The following is a 16,105-nucleotide window of genomic DNA, read 5'->3' on the forward strand; positions in this document are numbered from 1 at the left end:
CGCGCGGACGGCTTGCGTCGTTCAGGAAAAACCATCCCGTTCTGGTCCGCGCCCTCGCTCTCGGAGCCACGCTGGTCGTGTCATTCTCAATCGGCCTCCTGTACGCGTCCTGGGCGCTGGTCTGCCGCGGAGGGCAGTGCCCGGCGATCGAGGAGCTGGACGAGTACACCCCCAACCAGACCTCCAAGCTGTACGCGGTCGACGGTCGCTTCATAGCCGAAATCGGGCTGGAGCGCCGGACGCTGGTGAGGCTGGATGAGATCCCGCAGGTCGTGAAGGACGCGTTCGTGGTGACCGAGGACAAGCGCTTCTACTCCCACGCCGGGATCGACTGGTACCGCGTCTTCGGCGCCGCGTTCTACAACCTCATGAGCGGCGGCTGGCGGCAGGGTTTCTCGACGATCACGATGCAGCTCGCGCGCAACATCTTCCCGGAGTCCATCTCGCGGGACAAGACGCTCGTCCGGAAGATCAAGGAAGGGAAAGTCGCGCGCGGGATCGAGAACCGGTTCAGTAAGGAGAAGATCCTCGAGCTGTACCTGAACCAGATCGACCTCGGGAGCGGATCGTACGGCGTCGAGACGGCGTCGCAGCGCTACTTCGGAAAGTCCGTCCGCGACCTGAATCTCGCCGAGGCGGCCACGCTCGCCGCGCTCCCAAAGGCTCCTTCGCGGTACAATCCGCGCCGGTACCCCGAGCGCTCCATCCAGCGGAGGAACACGGTCATCGAGCTGATGCGCCGCGAGGAAGTGATCAGCGACGCGGACGCGAGCCTCGCGAAGGCGTACCCGTTACGGCTCGCGGAGCGGACCGAGTCGGGCGACATCGCGCCGTATTACGTGGAGTGGGTGCGGCAGCAGCTCGACGACCAGTTCGGCCGCCAGCTGTACGAGCAGGGATTGAAGGTGTTCACGACACTCGACCTGGACATGCAGTCGGCCGCGGAGAGAGCGCTCGAGCAGCAGCTGCGCGCCATCGAAAGCGGCAGGTTCGGAGCGTTCGGCAAGGAGAGCTACGAGCGCTACATCGCGCGGAAGATCGCCGGGGACGAGACTGCGCCGGGGAACTCGCCGTATCTGCAGGCTGCCTTCGTCGCCCTCGAGCCGCAGAGCGGCGCGGTCCGCGCGATGGTCGGCGGACGCGACTTCGACGACTCCAAGTTCAACCGCGCGGTGCAGGCGAAGCGGCAGCCCGGGTCGACGTTCAAGCCGTTCGTGTACGCGACGGCGATAAAGAACGGCCGGCCGCCGTCGTACATAGTGATGGACACGTCGATCAATCTGGCCAACATGGGCGGGAGCGATTGGTCGCCGGGCAACTTCGACGGGCGCTTCGAGGGTGCGATTCCGATGCGGCGCGGGCTGTACATGTCGCGCAACCTCGCGACGATCAACCTCGGAATGGAGCTGGGTGAGGAGCGCGTCATTGGTGAGGCGCGCAACTTCGGCATCACCAGTCCGATCCCCCCGTTTCCCTCCATTCACATCGGCGCCGCCGAAGTCTTTCCGCTGGAGCTGATCTCCGCGTACTCCGCGTTCGCGAACCTCGGCATCCGCGCCACGCCGCACGCGATCGTCCGCGTGGAGAACGCGCGCGGCGAGATACTGTGGCAGCCGATGCCGACGCATTCGCAGGTGATGACCGCGGAAGAAGCCTGGTTGATGGTGGACATGATGAAGGACGTAGTGCGCCGGGGAACCGGCTCCGGTGTCTGGGCGTCGGGCTTTCGACGCCCGGCGGGCGGGAAGACCGGCACGACCAACGACGGCACCGACGTCTGGTTCGTCGGGTACACGGCCGATTTGGTCGCGGGCGTGTGGATGGGGTACGACCGCCCGCGCAAGATCAAGGCGAACGCGCAGGGTGGAATCCTCGCCGCGCCCGCCTGGACCGCATTCATGCAGGAGGTCTATCGTCGGAAGCCCGCGCCGCCGGACTGGCCGCGTCCGCCGGGAATCGTAGTGCGCGAAGTCGACTTGGGCTCGGGACTGCTCGCGTCGCCATACTGCGGCGGCGGTCCCGTCGTGACCGAGTTTTTCATCTCGGGCACCGAGCCGACGCGCGAATGCATGCCGGCCATTTACTCGCCCTACTACGACACGACCGGCTCCATACCGCCGGACCCGATGCCGCGGCCGCAGCCGCAACCCGTGCGGCCGGTCGATCCCGGAACACGGGTGCAGCCCGGTACCGCGCCCCTGCCGCGCCTCGGTCAGACACGCGACACCTTCTCGACGCGCGCCGCTCCGCCGATCCCGCCGGTGTCCCGTCCCGGGCAGCTCCGGGACACGCTCTCGATTCGCCGGCCAGGACGCGATACCGTTCCAGCCGGCCGGCGGCCGGTGATTCCCGAGCTTCCCTCCACGCAGCCGTGATCCGGTATCGGGCGCGCTGGCTGATTCCGGTCAGCGGTCCGCCGATCGAGGATGCCGTGCTGGGCGTCAGCGGTACGCGCATCGAGTACGTCGGGCCCGCGTCGGCCGCGCCCGCCGGTGAAGAGCTGGATTTCGGCGAAGCGATCCTCCTCCCCGGGCTGATCAACACCCACACGCATCTGGAGCTGACCGCGATGCGCGGGTCGCTGGAGGAGCTCGAGTTCGCGGATTGGATCGACAAGCTCCGAGCAAGCCGCAACGAGATCTTCACGGAGGCAATGCTGCTCGATTCCGCGCGGCACGGAATCGCCGAAGGGCTGCTCGCCGGGATCACCACGTACGCCGACACCTGCGCCAGCGGCGTCGCGCTGCCGGCGATGATCGAGCTGGGAGCGCGCGGCGTCATGTATCAGGAAGTCTTCGGCCCCGCGCCGGAAAAGCGCGTCGCGGCGATGGACGATCTCCGCCGCAGCCTGGCCGCGTGCGCGCTGCCGGAATGCGAGGAGCCTCTGGTCCGCGTCGGTGTCTCGCCGCACGCGCCATACACGGTCTCGGATGAGCTGTACGCCGATGCGGCGGGCTACGCGCGCGACGCCGGTCTGCCGATCGCGGTACACGTCGCCGAGAGCGCGGCCGAGTGGGAGCTCGTCCGCGCCGGAACCGGGTCGCTGGCCACGCGCCTCGCCGCGCGGGGAATCGCTACGCCCGTCCGCGGGCGCTCTCCGATAGCCCTCCTGGACTCGGTCGGCGCGCTCGGTCCGAATACGCTGCTGATCCACTGCGTGCACGTGGACGAAGGCGACGTGAGCCTCATGGCGGAGCGCGGCTGCGCGGTCGCGCATTGCCCGGTGTCGAACGCCAAGCTGGGACACGGGATCGCGCCTCTCACCGAGATGCTCGCCGCGGGGGTGACGGTCGGACTCGGCTCCGATTCGGTGGCGAGCAACAACAGGATGCACATCCTGGAGGAGGCGCGGACGGCGGTGCTGCAGCAGCGCGCGCGGCACCGCTCCCCCGACGCCGTGCCGGCGTCGCTGGCGCTCGAGCTCGCGACGATCGGGGGCGCGCGCGCTCTCGGCCTGGAAGACCGCGTCGGCACGCTGGAGCGAGGCAAGGATGCCGACTTCGCGGTCTTCGAACTCGGCGCGGCCGCGCTTCCTGTCGGCGATCCGGTAGCCGCGGCTATATTCTCGCTGGGCGGCGCGGCGGCGCGGTTCGTCGCCGTAGCCGGCAAGCCATTGGTTCGCGACGGACGCCTGCTGCGGGGGGATGAAGACGTGGCGGGCCGCGTCGCGGCCGCCGGACGCGCGCTCCGGGCCTGGCACGACGCGGCGACGACCCACTGACCGAGGCACGGACACCATGACTCTGGCACCCGACCACAAGATCTGGCGCGACGGCAAGATGATTCCGTGGCAGGACGCCACGATCCACGTGCTCAGCCACGTCGTGCATTACGGATCGAGCGTATTCGAGGGAATTCGCTGTTACGAGACGGCGGAAGGTCCCGCGGTGTTCCGCCTGCGCGAGCACATGGAGCGCTTTCTGGATTCGTGCCACATCTACCGGATGCCGATGAGCCACTCGATCGACGAGCTAGTCGACGCGTGCGTCGCCACCGTCGCGGAGAATTCTCTGCCGCACTGTTATCTGCGTCCCGTAGCGATGCGAACCGGGATGCAGATGGGAGTGCAGCCGCAGGACCTGCCGGTCGAGACGTTCATCATCCCATGGAAGTGGGGCACGTACCTCGGCAAGGACGCGCTCGAGTCGGGGGTCGACGTCTGCGTGTCGAGCTGGCGGCGGCCTTCGCCGGGGTCGACGCCGACACTCGCCAAGGCGGGCGGGAATTACCTCGGCTCGCAGCTCTCCAAGATGGAAGCGCGCATCCACGGGTACGTGGAGGGAATCATGCTGGATTCCTTCGGCTTCGTCTCCGAAGGGAGCGGCGAGAACCTTTTCGTGGTTCGCGACGGCAAGCTCATGACGAGCCCGATCAGCGCGGGCATCCTCCAGGGCATCACGCGCGATTCCGTATTCACCATCGCGCGTGAGCTGGGGTACGAAGTTGTGGAGCAGGTGATGCCGCGCGAGCTGCTGTACATCGCCGACGAGCTGTTCTTCACGGGAACGGCCGCGGAGATCACGCCGATCCGGTCGGTCGACCGCGTGCCGATCGGCACTGGACGACCCGGACCGATCACGCTCGCGGTGCAGGAGCAGTACATGGGTCTCGCGACCGGCAAGCTGCCGGACCGCTACGGCTGGCTCACGCGCGTCCCCGCCCGGGGGTCCGTGCCCTCCAAGGGCGCAGAAACGTCTACTATGAAGAGTTACGCGTAGCTTATATTGAGCCCACGAACCTCCGGAGGGGATGTTGGTGCTGGGTTGTCTGGCGCTTAACGCGTCGTTCGAGCCCTTAACCATGGTGCCGCTGAGGCGCGCACTGCGGCTCGTCATTGACGGCAAGGCGGAAATCGTCGAGGCCGATCCGGATCGGCACGTCCGATCCGAGCGGCTGAGCCTGCCCCGTCCCGTCGTCATCCGGCTGCGCAAGTTCGTGCACGTTCCGCGCAAGTTCCGGCGCCAGGTGACCAACACCTTCCTGTTCGCGCGCGACCGGTACCGCTGCCAGTACTGCGGCAAGATGCAGATGGAGCTGAAGCCGCGGGAGTCGCTGACGCGCGACCACCTCGTTCCGATCTCGCGTGGCGGTTCGAACGACTGGACGAACGTCGTCACCGCTTGCAGCCCCTGCAACACGAGGAAGGCGAACCGCCTGCCGAGCGAGATCGGGATGCATCCGCTGCACGCTCCGGTCGAGCCGCACTTCGTGCACCTGAGCTGGGCCGTGCGGCGCCTCACGCCGACGCAGGCGCGGTACATCAAGCTGTTCTACGGCGAAGAGACGCTGCACTACCTCGAGGATCTGGAGCACCGGCACCCGCGGCATGAGCCGGTGAGGCTGCTGAGCTGATACTAGTGACTAGTGACTAGTCACTGCGGTGTAAAAGTCGCCGAGCGGGCTTCGTAGCGGCGCTTCTCTCCGCCGAGCAGCCGCACAACCAGCGTTCGAATGCCGCGCGTGAGCGCGGTGCCGGGATTGCGCTCGCCCCGCACGGCCGGACGAAACTCGCCGCGCAGCCAGTTCTCCAGCTCGTCGAGGTCGCTCAGCGAGAGCATCTCCAGCTCGATGGTCAGCGTGTAGTACGCGCGCTCCCCCCGGCGCGGCGGCGGCATCGGCGTGCGGGTCAGGCGCGCGACGATGGAATCGGCGCCGGCAACCGTGGTCGCCTGCCCGAGCCGGGTAGACGTGCCCCGAAACACGCGCACCACGTTGAACACGCTCGCCAGCTGATCATAGCGGACGATCACGTTCCACTCGCGGGTGGCGCGAAGATCGTCGGCGAATCCACCCGCGCGCCAACGCTCGATCTTGTAGTGGATGCGGGCGGGGAAGCCGCTGCGCAGGAGATCGCTCATCGGCTCGCGCAGGAGCCCGGTGGACCTGGTGAACGGCGATTCCGTCGCGCGCGCGTGGGGTGCGGGAAGCCGCACCTCGATCTGCGGCTCCTGGGCGGCGGCGATCACCGGCATGGCCGTGAGCATCAGCGCGAGCGCGATCCGCGGCAGACCGGACACGTTCGTCAGAACCGACGGCGGGCGCGCAGGAAGATGTTGACCGGCTCACCCGACTGGGACAGGGATTTCGCCGCGTAGATGCCGAACAGGCCCAGATCCACACCCACGCCGACGTCGGTGCGGAACGTTCCCGGCGGCGGTACGGCGGAAGCCGGATAGACGAGGTCTTCGAGGGACGCCGCCGGCGTGCCCGGCGGGCTGTCGCCGCGGCGAGGCTCCAGCAGCCAGCCGCGGCCGGCATCCGCGAAGACGACGAGCGACGGATTCAGGGTGAAGGCGCGGCTCCGGATCCGCACCGTGCGTCCGAGAATACTCCCGGGCTTCGAGCGCAAGCCGATCCGGTACTCGACCTGCGCGAGCAGCGCGCGCTCACATTGCGCGGGATCTCCAGCCGGCGCCGGATCCGTGCTGCACTGTCCAACGTCGGGGCCGAGCGACGGCTCGCGGAAGTCGATCCCCGGAACAACGCCGACGCCGCTCACCGACAGCCGCCGCTGCAACGGCAGCTCGTCCCCGTGGATCCATCCGCCGAGAACCAGGCGTCCGCTCAGCTGCTTGGAGGGCGACAGCCGGAAGTGCCGGCGCGCGTCAACGAACAATCTCCCATACTTTGTCTCGGCTTCCGGCGCGCTGCTGCGCGCGATGTCGGATGTCGCGCCGAAAGTCTCCGTGCGGCCGGACCCGAGCTCATATTCCGCGCGCACCAGCCAGCCGGTCGCCGGGCGTCGCGGGTCGTTCCTCGTGTCGTACGTCAGCCCCGCCGTCGCGATCCGGAACAGGCCTTCATCCATGGAGGGGCTCGGCCGCCAGGCTTTCCCATTGCGAAACACCGTCAGCACGTCGCGAACTTCGCGGGAGTGCCACCGCTCGCGCGCGAAAGAGGCAATCAGCGTCGCCCGCCTCGAGGCGGTATACGTGCCGGTCAACGATGCGCCGTGGCGGCCGTAGTGGTCCCGGAAATCGCTGCGAAAGAAAAAGGCCGCCAAGCCGGCTTCATCCCGCGGGATCTGCCAATCCTCGACGGCGTCCACGACGTCGTACGCCCGCGCGACGAGCGACGTGCGCTCCGCGGGATCGAACAGCGCCGCGAGGCGCACGTCGTGGCCGACGTTGTCACTGTCCAGACGAAAAGTCCCCGCGCTCCTGAGCAGGCCGAGCGCCGAGATCCTCAGTCGCGTCGTTCCGAGTCGTGTCTGAACCACGGGACCGAGCAGCACGGGCATGCCTTCCACCCGGTTGTATCCGCCGCCCGAAGTCACGCTGATGCCGGCGCTGTTGCGCGTAACGCGGTCCGGGACCGGGGCGTCGGGAATGGAATCCGTGGCGACGGTGTCGGGAGTCTGCGCGCGCGCGGGAGCGGACAGTCCGCCGGCCGCGAGCGCGGGCAGCAGCACGAGCATCGAGTATCGCATGAGCCGGTTATACACGCGGGCCGTCGATTCCGAGCCGCTTCATCCGCCGGTAGAGATTCGGACGATCGGTGCTGAGTCGGCGCGCGGCGTCCGCGACGTTCCACTTCGCCTCGTCCAGCGCCCGCACGATGAGCCGGCGCTCGTAGTCGTCCAGCGCGTCACTGAGCGGGAGACTGTCCGACGGAAGAGCCCCGGGAGACACGGTGTCGCCCGTATGCGGCAGCACGGCGGTCATGTGCGCGCGCGTGAGCTCCTCGCCCGGATAGAGGATTCCCATCCGCTCAACTATGTTCGCGAGCTCGCGCACGTTGCCCGGCCACGAGTACTCCTCGACCGCCGCGAGCGCGTCCGCGCTCCACCTCACCCGCGGACGTCCGGTCCTGGAGTGGTGCAGCTCGGTGAAGTACTTCGCCAGCTCCACGGCATCCCCGTCGCGCTGGCGCAGCGGCGGAAGCGTCAGCGGGATGACGTTGAGGCGGAAGTACAGGTCTTCGCGAAACACACCCTCCGCCACTCCCCGCGCGAGATCGTGGTTGGTCGCCGAGATGATTCTCACGTCTACGTTCACGGGCTTGCTCCCGCCGACGCGCTGGATCTCCTTCGCTTCGATGGCGCGCAGCAGCTTGGCCTGCGCCTCGGGCCCGAGATCACCGATCTCGTCGAGGAACAACGTTCCGCCGTGCGCGAGCTCGAACCGGCCGATCCTGGTCTGTGTCGCTCCGGTGAACGCGCCACGCTCGTGGCCGAACATCTCGCTCTCCACGAGATCCCGCGGGATGGCGGCACAATTCACCCTGATGAACGCGCGGTCGCGGCGCCTGCTGGCGTCGTGGATCGCCGCGGCGACGAGCTCCTTCCCGGTACCGGACTCGCCGGTGATGAGGACGCGGGACTCTGTCGGCGCCAGCCGCTCGATCAGAGCTCGGACGCCCTCCATCTGCGGGCTGCTGCCGACCATCCGGCCGCCGATGCCGAGCTCTTCCCGGAGCGCCCGCGCGGCCAGCTTCGTCCGGCGCAGCTCGGCCGCCGCGGCGGCGGTGAGCAGTACGCTCTCCGGAGTCAGCGGCTTCTCGAGAAAGTTGAACGCGCCGAGTCTCGTCGCCCGTACCGCGTCGCCGAGTCCGGCCCGGCCGCTCATCATGACGACGGGAATGTCCGGATGGGTCTCACGGAGCTTCGTAAGCGTGGCCATGCCGTCGAGCGCGCCGGGCATGAGCAGATCGAGCAGCACGACGTCGGGCTCCTCCTGCTCGGCGGCGGCCAGCCCCGCGGTACCGTCATCCGCTTCACGGACGTCGTAGCCCTCGGCGCTCAACAGCGCGCCGACCATCCGCCGGATGTTCGGCTCGTCGTCGACGATCAGGACGCTAGGCACGTTGGGGGAAGGTCAGCCGCGCGGCGCGGAGGGTGTGAATCTGTCCGCGCCGGCGGGCAGAGCGGCTCCCTGATGCCGTCCTTCGGAAAGAAGCTGGGTAGTGAACCGCTGGCCCTCGGAGATGCGCTCCACCTCGATCGCGATGGCGTCCACGGCCTGCTCGATCCGCTCGAGGCGTCCGAAAATCTCCGGCGGCACCGGCGGCCGCAGCGACTGCCTGTCGGCGCGGCGCGCCAGCGCGCGGGAGATGGGAAGAAATACCGCGACGAGCCCCACTACGATGAAGAGCGTGATCGGGATCAGCTCGCCGGGAATGTTCATTACGGGTCCATTCTGTGTGTGGCCGCCGGATCAGCCGGCTGCCGGTGGATGCGCGGTCGGAAGAACGATGTCGATCCTGGTGCCCTCGCCGGGTGCGCTCGAGCCCGAGACGCTCCCACCGTGCGCGAGCACGGTCTGCCGCGCGATGGCGAGTCCGAGGCCGGTTCCACCCGGCTTGCTCGTAATATACGGCTCCCAGATGGTGGCGAGTTTCTCGGCAGGAATTCCGCAGCCGTCGTCGGCGACGGAGATGAGCACCGATCTCCCGTCGTCGCCGCGCGCTTCGCTCACGCGCACGGCGATGCGTCCCGCTTCGCCGCAGGCTTCGACGGCGTTGATGAGCACGTTCGACAGCGCCGCGGCCAGCGCGTCATGGTGACCCCGGACCCGGGGCAGATCCGGCGCGATGTCGAGCTCGAGCGCGAACTCGCGCGGCACCGTCGCGCTTGCGGAGTACCGCACCAGCTCGGCGACGTCGATCTCCGCGACGGCTCCGGCCGGAAGCCGCCCGAAATCCGCGAAGCTGCGCGCCATCCGCTCCAGGCGGCGCGTCTCCGTCTTGAGGACGTCTATGCTGTCGGCCATTTCGGGCGGCGCGTCCGACTCGATCCGATCGACGGCGAACCGGATCGGCGTCAGCGGGTTCTTGAGCTCGTGCGCGAACTGACGCGCGCTCTCCCGCAGGACCTGGAGCCGCTCCTGCTCGACGGCGCGGCGGCGCCCTTCGGCGATCTCCGTCGCCATGCGCCGCATTCTCTGCCGCAGCGTCTCGAACTCGGGCGCGCCCCGACCGATCGCGTTCTCCGGCAGCGGCTCGCCGCGCGAGATCAGCGCCGCCCACCTGACCAGCTCGTCGAGCGGTCGGCTCAGCTGCCGGCTGAGGTGACCGGCTACCTTCGACGCGATCACCGCGAAGACCAGCAGAGTCAGCAGGGCGACGACGCCGATCACCTGCGCGGCACGCTCGACGACGTACTGGTAGCGCCGCGACTGCTCCAGCGAAGCCCGGAGCTCCTGCTCGTGCCTGTCTATAAGCTGGCGCTCGGCGGGCGTAAGTCGCTTGTCCTGCGCGACGGCAATCGCGGCCCGGCCGCTCGTCGCGACGTCCTCCCAGCCTCCCGAGCCGGTGATCAGCGGGACCGCCGTGCGCACGGTTCCGCTCCAGGCGAGCGTGAGCAGCACCGCCGGCGCGAGCGCGAAGGCCAGTAGTATGACCAGGAGCCGGGTGCGGAAGCGGGGCGGGCGAGAAGCCAATTTGGGCGCCAAAGTTACCTATTCACAGTGACTTGGCTAAGTTATAGAAGTTTGCGGCACGACGTATTTCTCCTCAGGAAGGTATGAGTCCAAGCTCCATGCAGACGAGCGCGAAACCATCGCGCCCACCCGTCAAACCCGTTTATCGTGGGCCCCAGGCCCTTTCGCACCCCGTCGGCTCGCCGGTTCAACACGCTCCGAACGCGGCGCTGCTCATCGACTTCGACAACGTCACGATGGGCATACGCTCCGATCTCCAGAGCGAGCTGAAGAACCTGCTCTCGTCCGAGATAGTCAAGGGAAAGGTCTCCGTTCAGCGGGCGTACGCCGATTGGCGGCGCTACCCGCAGTACATCGTGCCTTTGGCCGAGGCGTCGATCGATCTCATCTTCGCGCCGGCCTACGGGTCGTCGAAGAAGAACGCGACCGACATCCGCCTGGCGATCGACGCCCTCGAGCTGGTGTTCACGCGACCCGAGATCGGCACGTTCATTCTCCTCTCCGGCGACTCCGATTTCTCGAGCCTCGTGATCAAGCTCAAGGAATACGGCAAGTACGTCATCGGCGTGGGAATCCGGGAATCGTCCAGCGACCTGCTCGTGCAGAATTGCGACGAGTATTACAGCTACAACGCGCTGGCCGGGCTGGTGAAGAGCGGCGACGAAGAGGTCGTGCCTCGTGATCCGTGGGAGCTGGTGAGCGCCGCCGTCGCGCACATGAAGAAGAACGGCGACGTGATGCGCGCCGACCGGCTGAAGCAGGTGATGCAGCAGATGGACAGCTCGTTCGATGAGAAGAACCTCGGCATGTCGAAGTTCTCGCGCTTCGTCACTGAAGCCGCGCAGCGCAAGCTGCTCACGCTTAAGAAGATGGAGAACGGCCAGATCGAGATCGACGCGCCGAGCGCTGGAATTCACGCCAAGGCCGACGCGGGACGCACGGCGCAGCCGGCACGGGCCGGCGAGCCCGCGCGCGAGCGCGGCGGCAGAGGCAGTCGCGCGCGCGGTGGGCGCGGCCGCGGCAAGGACGCTCCGGCAACCGGCGACTCGACTCCTGCAGCCGTGCCACAGGAATTCACGGTGGGCGATCAGCTGGGTCTCGCGGCGGCATCCCGCACGACGTCCGGCCCAGAGAGCACGACGCCCGCTCGAGGGATCGCGCGCGGTCGCGCACCCGTCCGAGGACGACGCGGTGGCTCGCCGCCGGCCAACCTGCTGTCGGTGGGCGTGGTGGAGCTGAACGAGGCGCCGCCCGCGGGCCGGCCCGCGGAGAACGGGGAGACGCCGGTCGGCGACTCGGCTGCCGCGGCCCGGCCGCGCCGGCGCGGACGTACGCGCGGTGGCGCAACGAAGAAGGCGTCCGCCGAGAAGACGTCCGCCGCCGAAGCGTCGGGCACGAAGCAGGCGGCGGCCAAGCGGCCGCGCGCCCCGCGACGAAAGAAGAAAGATGCGGGAGCGCCTCCAGCGCCCCCCGGCGCGGAGAGCGAGAGTTGAAAGAGAACGCCGCGCTGACCGCGCGGCGTTCTCGTATCGGGAAGGTCTTGCCCGCGACGTTCTACGACAGCGACACGGAGCGCGTTTCCCGCGAGCTGCTCGGCTGCGTGCTCGAATGCACGACCGCCGGAGGAAAGGCGTCGGGAATCATCGTAGAGACGGAGGCGTACATCGGCGAGCACGATCCCGCGTGTCACGCCGCGGCCGGGCGGACCGGGCGGACCGCAGCGCTGTACGGCCGGCCCGGCATCGCGTACGTGTACTTCATCTACGGGATGTACTGGTGCGTCAACGCCGTGACGCGCGCCGAGGGACTGCCGAGCGCGGTGCTGATCCGCGCGCTGGAGCCGTTGACGGGAATCGAGCTCATGCGCGCGCGGCGCGGGCCGGCGCGGTCCGATCGCGAGCTCGCGAACGGGCCCGGCAAGCTGTGCATCGCGCTCGGCATCGGCCGGGAGCACAACGGGACGAGCCTGCGGCGCGGGCCGCTGGTGATTCGAGAAGGGGAGCGCGTGCCCGATCGCGACGTGGTGATCGCGTCGCGGATCGGGATAAAAAAAGCGGCCGACTGGCCGCTGAGATGGTACGTGAGAAACAACGAGTTCGTGTCGAGGGGATAACACTCTCTGGATTGGCTGGGTCCAGGAATATTCCAAGGGGAATCCAGGCCGTGAGCAGTGAGCTGTTAGCAATCAGCAATCAGCAACTGCGATTCGGACGTTTATGGGATTTCGCCGGCAAACGCGTCGAAACGTCCAATATGTCAGTTGCCTGAGAGCTGACAGCTAACAGCTCACGGCCTGGATTCCTTTTGGAATATCCCGGGAGCCGTCTATCTGGCCATCGAGCTGCCGAAGTTGTACCGGACTCCGACCTCCCAGCCAACCAACGGCCCGTCGTTGAGCAGGAACCGCCTGCTCGCGGGTGTCGCCGTGAGTTGAGTGAACAGCGCCGCGCGGGTGAACTGTGCCTGCACTCCCGCGAGCCCCAGCACCGATGCTCGACTTCGCTGGTCCTCGATCGCCGTGAGGACTCCTGAGCCTGGCGGATTTCCCGCGCTGTCCGCGACCGCCCTCGCGCGGCCGATCACGTTGAGCGACATCCCCAATCCGGCGTAGGGGCGCATTATTCCGAACGCGCGCGGCGCGACCACGGCGGCGAAGCCGAAGCGACGCAGATTTCGGAGATCTACTTCGCGCAGGCCGCCCGAGACCGACGGATCGCTGACCGATGTGCGGATGTCGAAGCTGGAATGATCCGCGAACACCCATAGGCCTCCGGCGCTCCGCGTGATGAACCATTCCGCACCGATGCTCGGCGTCCACGTGCGCTCCGTCTCCGAGGTCGCGACGGACAGCGTTCCTACCTTTGCACCCCAGAACCACGAGTTCCGGAAGGGGCGCGACTCCTGCGCCTGCACGGTCGTCGTGAGCAGGGCGGTGATTCCCAGCGCGCGGATGATTGAGCCCAGAGGCATGACGTTCCTCATTTGAGAAGTCCGACCTTCTTTCCGACGACCTTGAACGCGGCAATCGCCTCGTCCAGATCGTCGCGGGAATGCGACGCGCTAACCTGGCAACGGATGCGGGCCTCCCCCTGGGGCACGACCGGAAAGCCGAAGCCCGTTACGAAGACGCCCTCCTCCAGCAACATGTCACTCATTTTCATGGCTGTCGCGGTCTCCCCGACGATTATGGGCACTATCGGGGTCTCACCGGGGAGAGGGGCGAAGCCCGCCTCGGTGATTGCCGCGCGGAAGTAATTGGCGTTATCCCGGAGCCGGGTGACCCGGTCCGGGTGCGCCTGGAGATACCGCACGGACGCGAGGGCGCTGGCAGCCACAGTCGGCGGGAGCGCGTTCGAGAAGAGCTGCGGGCGCGAGCGCTGCGTGAGCATGTCACACAGCGCGGCGGATCCGGCCACGAAGCCACCGGCCGCCCCGCCGAGCGCCTTGCCGAGCGTGGAGGTGATCACGTCTACTTCTCCGACCACGCCGAAGTGCTCCGGTGTGCCGCGTCCCGTCGCGCCCAGCACGCCCGTCGCGTGCGAGTCGTCCACGGCGACGATCGCGTCGTGCTCGCGCGCGACGTCGAGAATCTCCGGTAGCCGCGCGATGCTCCCTTCCATTGAGAAGACGCCGTCGGTCCAGATGAGGCGCCGGCGCGCGTCTTTCGCGCCCGCGAGCTTCTGCCGCAGATCATCCATGTCGGAGTGCTTGTACACAGCCGTTTCACACTTGCCGATCGCCTTGGCGAGGCGCATGGAGTCGACGATCGACGCGTGATTCAGCGCATCGGAGACCACGAAGTCGCCCTGCTCGACGATCGTCGCGGTCAACCCCTCGTTGGCGTTCCATGCGGAGACGTACGACAGCGAGGCTTCGGTTCCCACTAGCCGTGCCAGCGCCGCTTCCAGGTCGCGGTGGATCGTGAATGTGCCGCAGATGAAGCGTACGCTGCCGGTGCCCGCGCCGAACTTGTCGAGCGCGAGCTTTCCCGCCTTGACCACCTCGCGCTGGTTGGCCAGGCCCAGGTAGTTGTTCGACGAGAGGATGAGAACTTCCCCGCGGCCTTCCATGAGAACGCGCGCATCCTGCGGCGAGTCGAGATGGTTGAGCCGCTTGTATACGCCTTCGGCGCGGAGCTGCGCGAGCCGCTCCTCGATCTGCGCGGTGAACTGCTGGTTCAGGGTCATGGCAGCTTCCTCAAGCGATCTCGAAGATGACTTTTCCGGCGTCGCCGGACCGTATCGCCGCGACGGCCGCTTCGGCCTCTTCCAGCGGGAAGCGATGCGTGATGACGGGAGTCGGATCGAACTCGCCGGAGCGAAGCAGCCGCGTGACCTGATGCCACGTGTCGTACATCCTGCGTCCGACGACGCCGTAGATGGTGATTCCCTTGAAGATCACCTCGCTCGCGAAATCGATCTCGATGGGCGCGGCCGGGATCCCCAGCATCTGCACACGTCCGCCGACTCGCACCAGCGCCAGCGCCTGGTGCACGGCCGGGTCCACGCCCGACATCTCCAGGACGACGTCCGCGCCGAGCCCGCCGGTCGCGCTCATCACTTCGGCCCGCAGGTCGGCCGGGTGCACCGCGGAGTGCGCGCCCATCGTCCGCGCGAGATCGAGGCGCCGGTCATTCACGTCGGACGCGATGACGCGCGCGGCGCCGGCGGCGCGGCAGACGCCGATCGCGAACAGGCCGATGGGACCGCATCCCGTGACCAGCACGACGGCGCCGGGGATGTCCGCGGTGAGCGCGGTGTGCACGGCGTTGCCGATTGGATCGTGAATTCCGCCGACGTCGTAAGAGGTAGAGTCGTCCAGATGCCAGACGTTGCTCGCGGGCATGGCGATGTATTCGGCGAAGCAGCCGTCGCGATCGACGCCGATGATCCGGGTGTGCGGGCAGACGTGGGCGTTACCGGTCCGGCAGAGCATGCACCGGCCGTCCACGATGTGGCCTTCGGCCGTGACACGGTCGCCCTCGTGCACGTCGGTGACCAGCTTGCCGACGCTCGCTACCTCTCCCGCGAACTCGTGTCCCACCACGAACGGCGGCTTGCACCGGCTGCTCGCCCACTTGTCCCACTCGTAGATGTGCACGTCGGTACCGCATACGCCGGCCCGGATCACGCGGATGAGCACCTCGTCGTCGCGGATGCTCGGAACCGGCACGTCGCGCAGCGCGAAGCCGGGCGCTGCCTTCTCCTTCACGAGAGCCTTCACGTTACGGTGTCCGGTTTGTGGTGTGTGTCGCGCGCCACACGCGCGCCGCCACGCATGAAGAAAGCATCACGGCGGTCCCGTGACAAGCGACAAAACGCGCGTGCATGTCGCGGCGAAGCGTGCTGCGAACGCGAGCGATGCGTCAGCCGAAACAAAATTGCAAAATTCGTTTGAAGTCCGCGCCTCACATTTGCTATTGCGTGATTGACACGACAATTCCTATATTCGCGTCGATCACGCGTGCGTGCACGATGGTCGTGTGAGTGCGCGTGGTGTTGCAACGTTCGAAGTTGCAGTCGCTGTAACTCGCCGGTCCACCGGTGGACAGGTGAGAAACCTACTCCTGAATGGAGCGAGACGATGGCAGCCAGAAAGAAGGGACGGAAAAAGGCAGCTGGCCGCAAGACGGCCCGCAAGAGCGCCCGCAAGACGGGCCGCAAGACCGCCCGCAAGAGCGCGCGGAAGAGCTCGGCCAAGAAGCGCAAGCGCTAGAGCCGCGCTGC

At 67.6% G+C, this 16,105-nt stretch carries 15 protein-coding genes; 7 read left to right on the forward strand and 8 right to left on the reverse strand.

Annotation, left to right across the window (positions count from 1 at the left end):
- The first annotated feature begins 77 nt into the window (after positions 1–77).
- From WEA80_11745 to WEA80_11760, 4 genes are all read left to right on the forward strand, one after another.
- Positions 78–2,375, forward strand: a complete 2,298-nt coding sequence (locus WEA80_11745) for a PBP1A family penicillin-binding protein (GenBank protein ID MEX1187254.1) — start codon at positions 78–80, stop codon at positions 2,373–2,375.
- Positions 2,372–3,721, forward strand: coding sequence for an amidohydrolase family protein (locus WEA80_11750; GenBank protein ID MEX1187255.1), 1,350 nt, complete (start codon positions 2,372–2,374; stop codon positions 3,719–3,721). The genes WEA80_11745 and WEA80_11750 overlap by 4 nt, the downstream gene beginning before the upstream one ends.
- A gap of 16 nt (positions 3,722–3,737) precedes the next feature.
- Complete coding sequence (locus WEA80_11755) at positions 3,738–4,718, forward strand: branched-chain amino acid transaminase (GenBank protein ID MEX1187256.1); 981 nt, start codon at positions 3,738–3,740, stop codon at positions 4,716–4,718.
- An 82-nt stretch (positions 4,719–4,800) separates the two neighbouring features.
- Complete coding sequence (locus WEA80_11760) at positions 4,801–5,352, forward strand: HNH endonuclease (GenBank protein ID MEX1187257.1); 552 nt, start codon at positions 4,801–4,803, stop codon at positions 5,350–5,352.
- Between the two features lie 20 nt (positions 5,353–5,372).
- Here the strand turns inward: WEA80_11760 and WEA80_11765 are convergent, their stop codons facing one another.
- From WEA80_11765 to WEA80_11785, 5 genes are read right to left on the reverse strand one after another with little or no spacing between them, the layout of a single operon-like run.
- Positions 5,373–6,017, reverse strand: coding sequence for a hypothetical protein (locus tag WEA80_11765; protein ID MEX1187258.1), 645 nt, complete (start codon positions 6,015–6,017; stop codon positions 5,373–5,375).
- Positions 6,018–6,022: 5 nt separating this feature from the next.
- Positions 6,023–7,429 (reverse strand): hypothetical protein, encoded by a 1,407-nt coding sequence (locus WEA80_11770; protein MEX1187259.1) that lies wholly within the window; start codon positions 7,427–7,429, stop codon positions 6,023–6,025.
- A gap of 7 nt (positions 7,430–7,436) precedes the next feature.
- Positions 7,437–8,804 (reverse strand): sigma-54 dependent transcriptional regulator, encoded by a 1,368-nt coding sequence (locus WEA80_11775; GenBank protein ID MEX1187260.1) that lies wholly within the window; start codon positions 8,802–8,804, stop codon positions 7,437–7,439.
- Between the two features lie 12 nt (positions 8,805–8,816).
- On the reverse strand, positions 8,817–9,125 hold the full coding sequence (locus WEA80_11780) for a hypothetical protein (protein MEX1187261.1): 309 nt from the start codon (positions 9,123–9,125) through the stop codon (positions 8,817–8,819).
- A 30-nt stretch (positions 9,126–9,155) separates the two neighbouring features.
- Entirely contained in the window at positions 9,156–10,379 is a 1,224-nt protein-coding gene (locus tag WEA80_11785; GenBank protein ID MEX1187262.1) for a HAMP domain-containing sensor histidine kinase, read from the reverse strand.
- An 83-nt stretch (positions 10,380–10,462) separates the two neighbouring features.
- Between WEA80_11785 and WEA80_11790 the strand changes: the two genes are divergently transcribed.
- Both WEA80_11790 and WEA80_11795 read left to right on the forward strand, forming a co-directional pair.
- Positions 10,463–11,872: an NYN domain-containing protein gene (locus WEA80_11790; protein MEX1187263.1), complete on the forward strand. Its 1,410-nt coding sequence runs from the start codon at positions 10,463–10,465 to the stop codon at positions 11,870–11,872.
- Entirely contained in the window at positions 11,869–12,492 is a 624-nt protein-coding gene (locus tag WEA80_11795; protein ID MEX1187264.1) for a DNA-3-methyladenine glycosylase, read from the forward strand. The genes WEA80_11790 and WEA80_11795 overlap by 4 nt, the downstream gene beginning before the upstream one ends.
- Positions 12,493–12,704: 212 nt before the next feature.
- Here WEA80_11795 and WEA80_11800 read toward each other — a convergent pair whose 3' ends face one another.
- The 3 genes from WEA80_11800 to tdh are packed head-to-tail and all read right to left on the reverse strand — an operon-like array spanning position 12,705 to position 15,602.
- On the reverse strand, positions 12,705–13,349 hold the full coding sequence (locus WEA80_11800) for a hypothetical protein (protein ID MEX1187265.1): 645 nt from the start codon (positions 13,347–13,349) through the stop codon (positions 12,705–12,707).
- A gap of 8 nt (positions 13,350–13,357) precedes the next feature.
- Entirely contained in the window at positions 13,358–14,566 is a 1,209-nt protein-coding gene (locus tag WEA80_11805; protein ID MEX1187266.1) for a glycine C-acetyltransferase, read from the reverse strand.
- Between the two features lie 10 nt (positions 14,567–14,576).
- Entirely contained in the window at positions 14,577–15,602 is a 1,026-nt protein-coding gene (tdh, locus tag WEA80_11810; GenBank protein ID MEX1187267.1) for an L-threonine 3-dehydrogenase, read from the reverse strand.
- Positions 15,603–15,962: 360 nt separating this feature from the next.
- Here tdh and WEA80_11815 point away from each other — a divergent pair, with 360 nt between their 5' ends.
- Positions 15,963–16,094, forward strand: a complete 132-nt coding sequence (locus tag WEA80_11815) for a hypothetical protein (GenBank protein ID MEX1187268.1) — start codon at positions 15,963–15,965, stop codon at positions 16,092–16,094.
- Positions 16,095–16,105: the final 11 nt, after the last annotated feature.

Source organism: Gemmatimonadaceae bacterium (assembly GCA_040882285.1).
In the GTDB taxonomy this organism is placed as follows: domain Bacteria; phylum Gemmatimonadota; class Gemmatimonadetes; order Gemmatimonadales; family Gemmatimonadaceae; genus JACDCY01.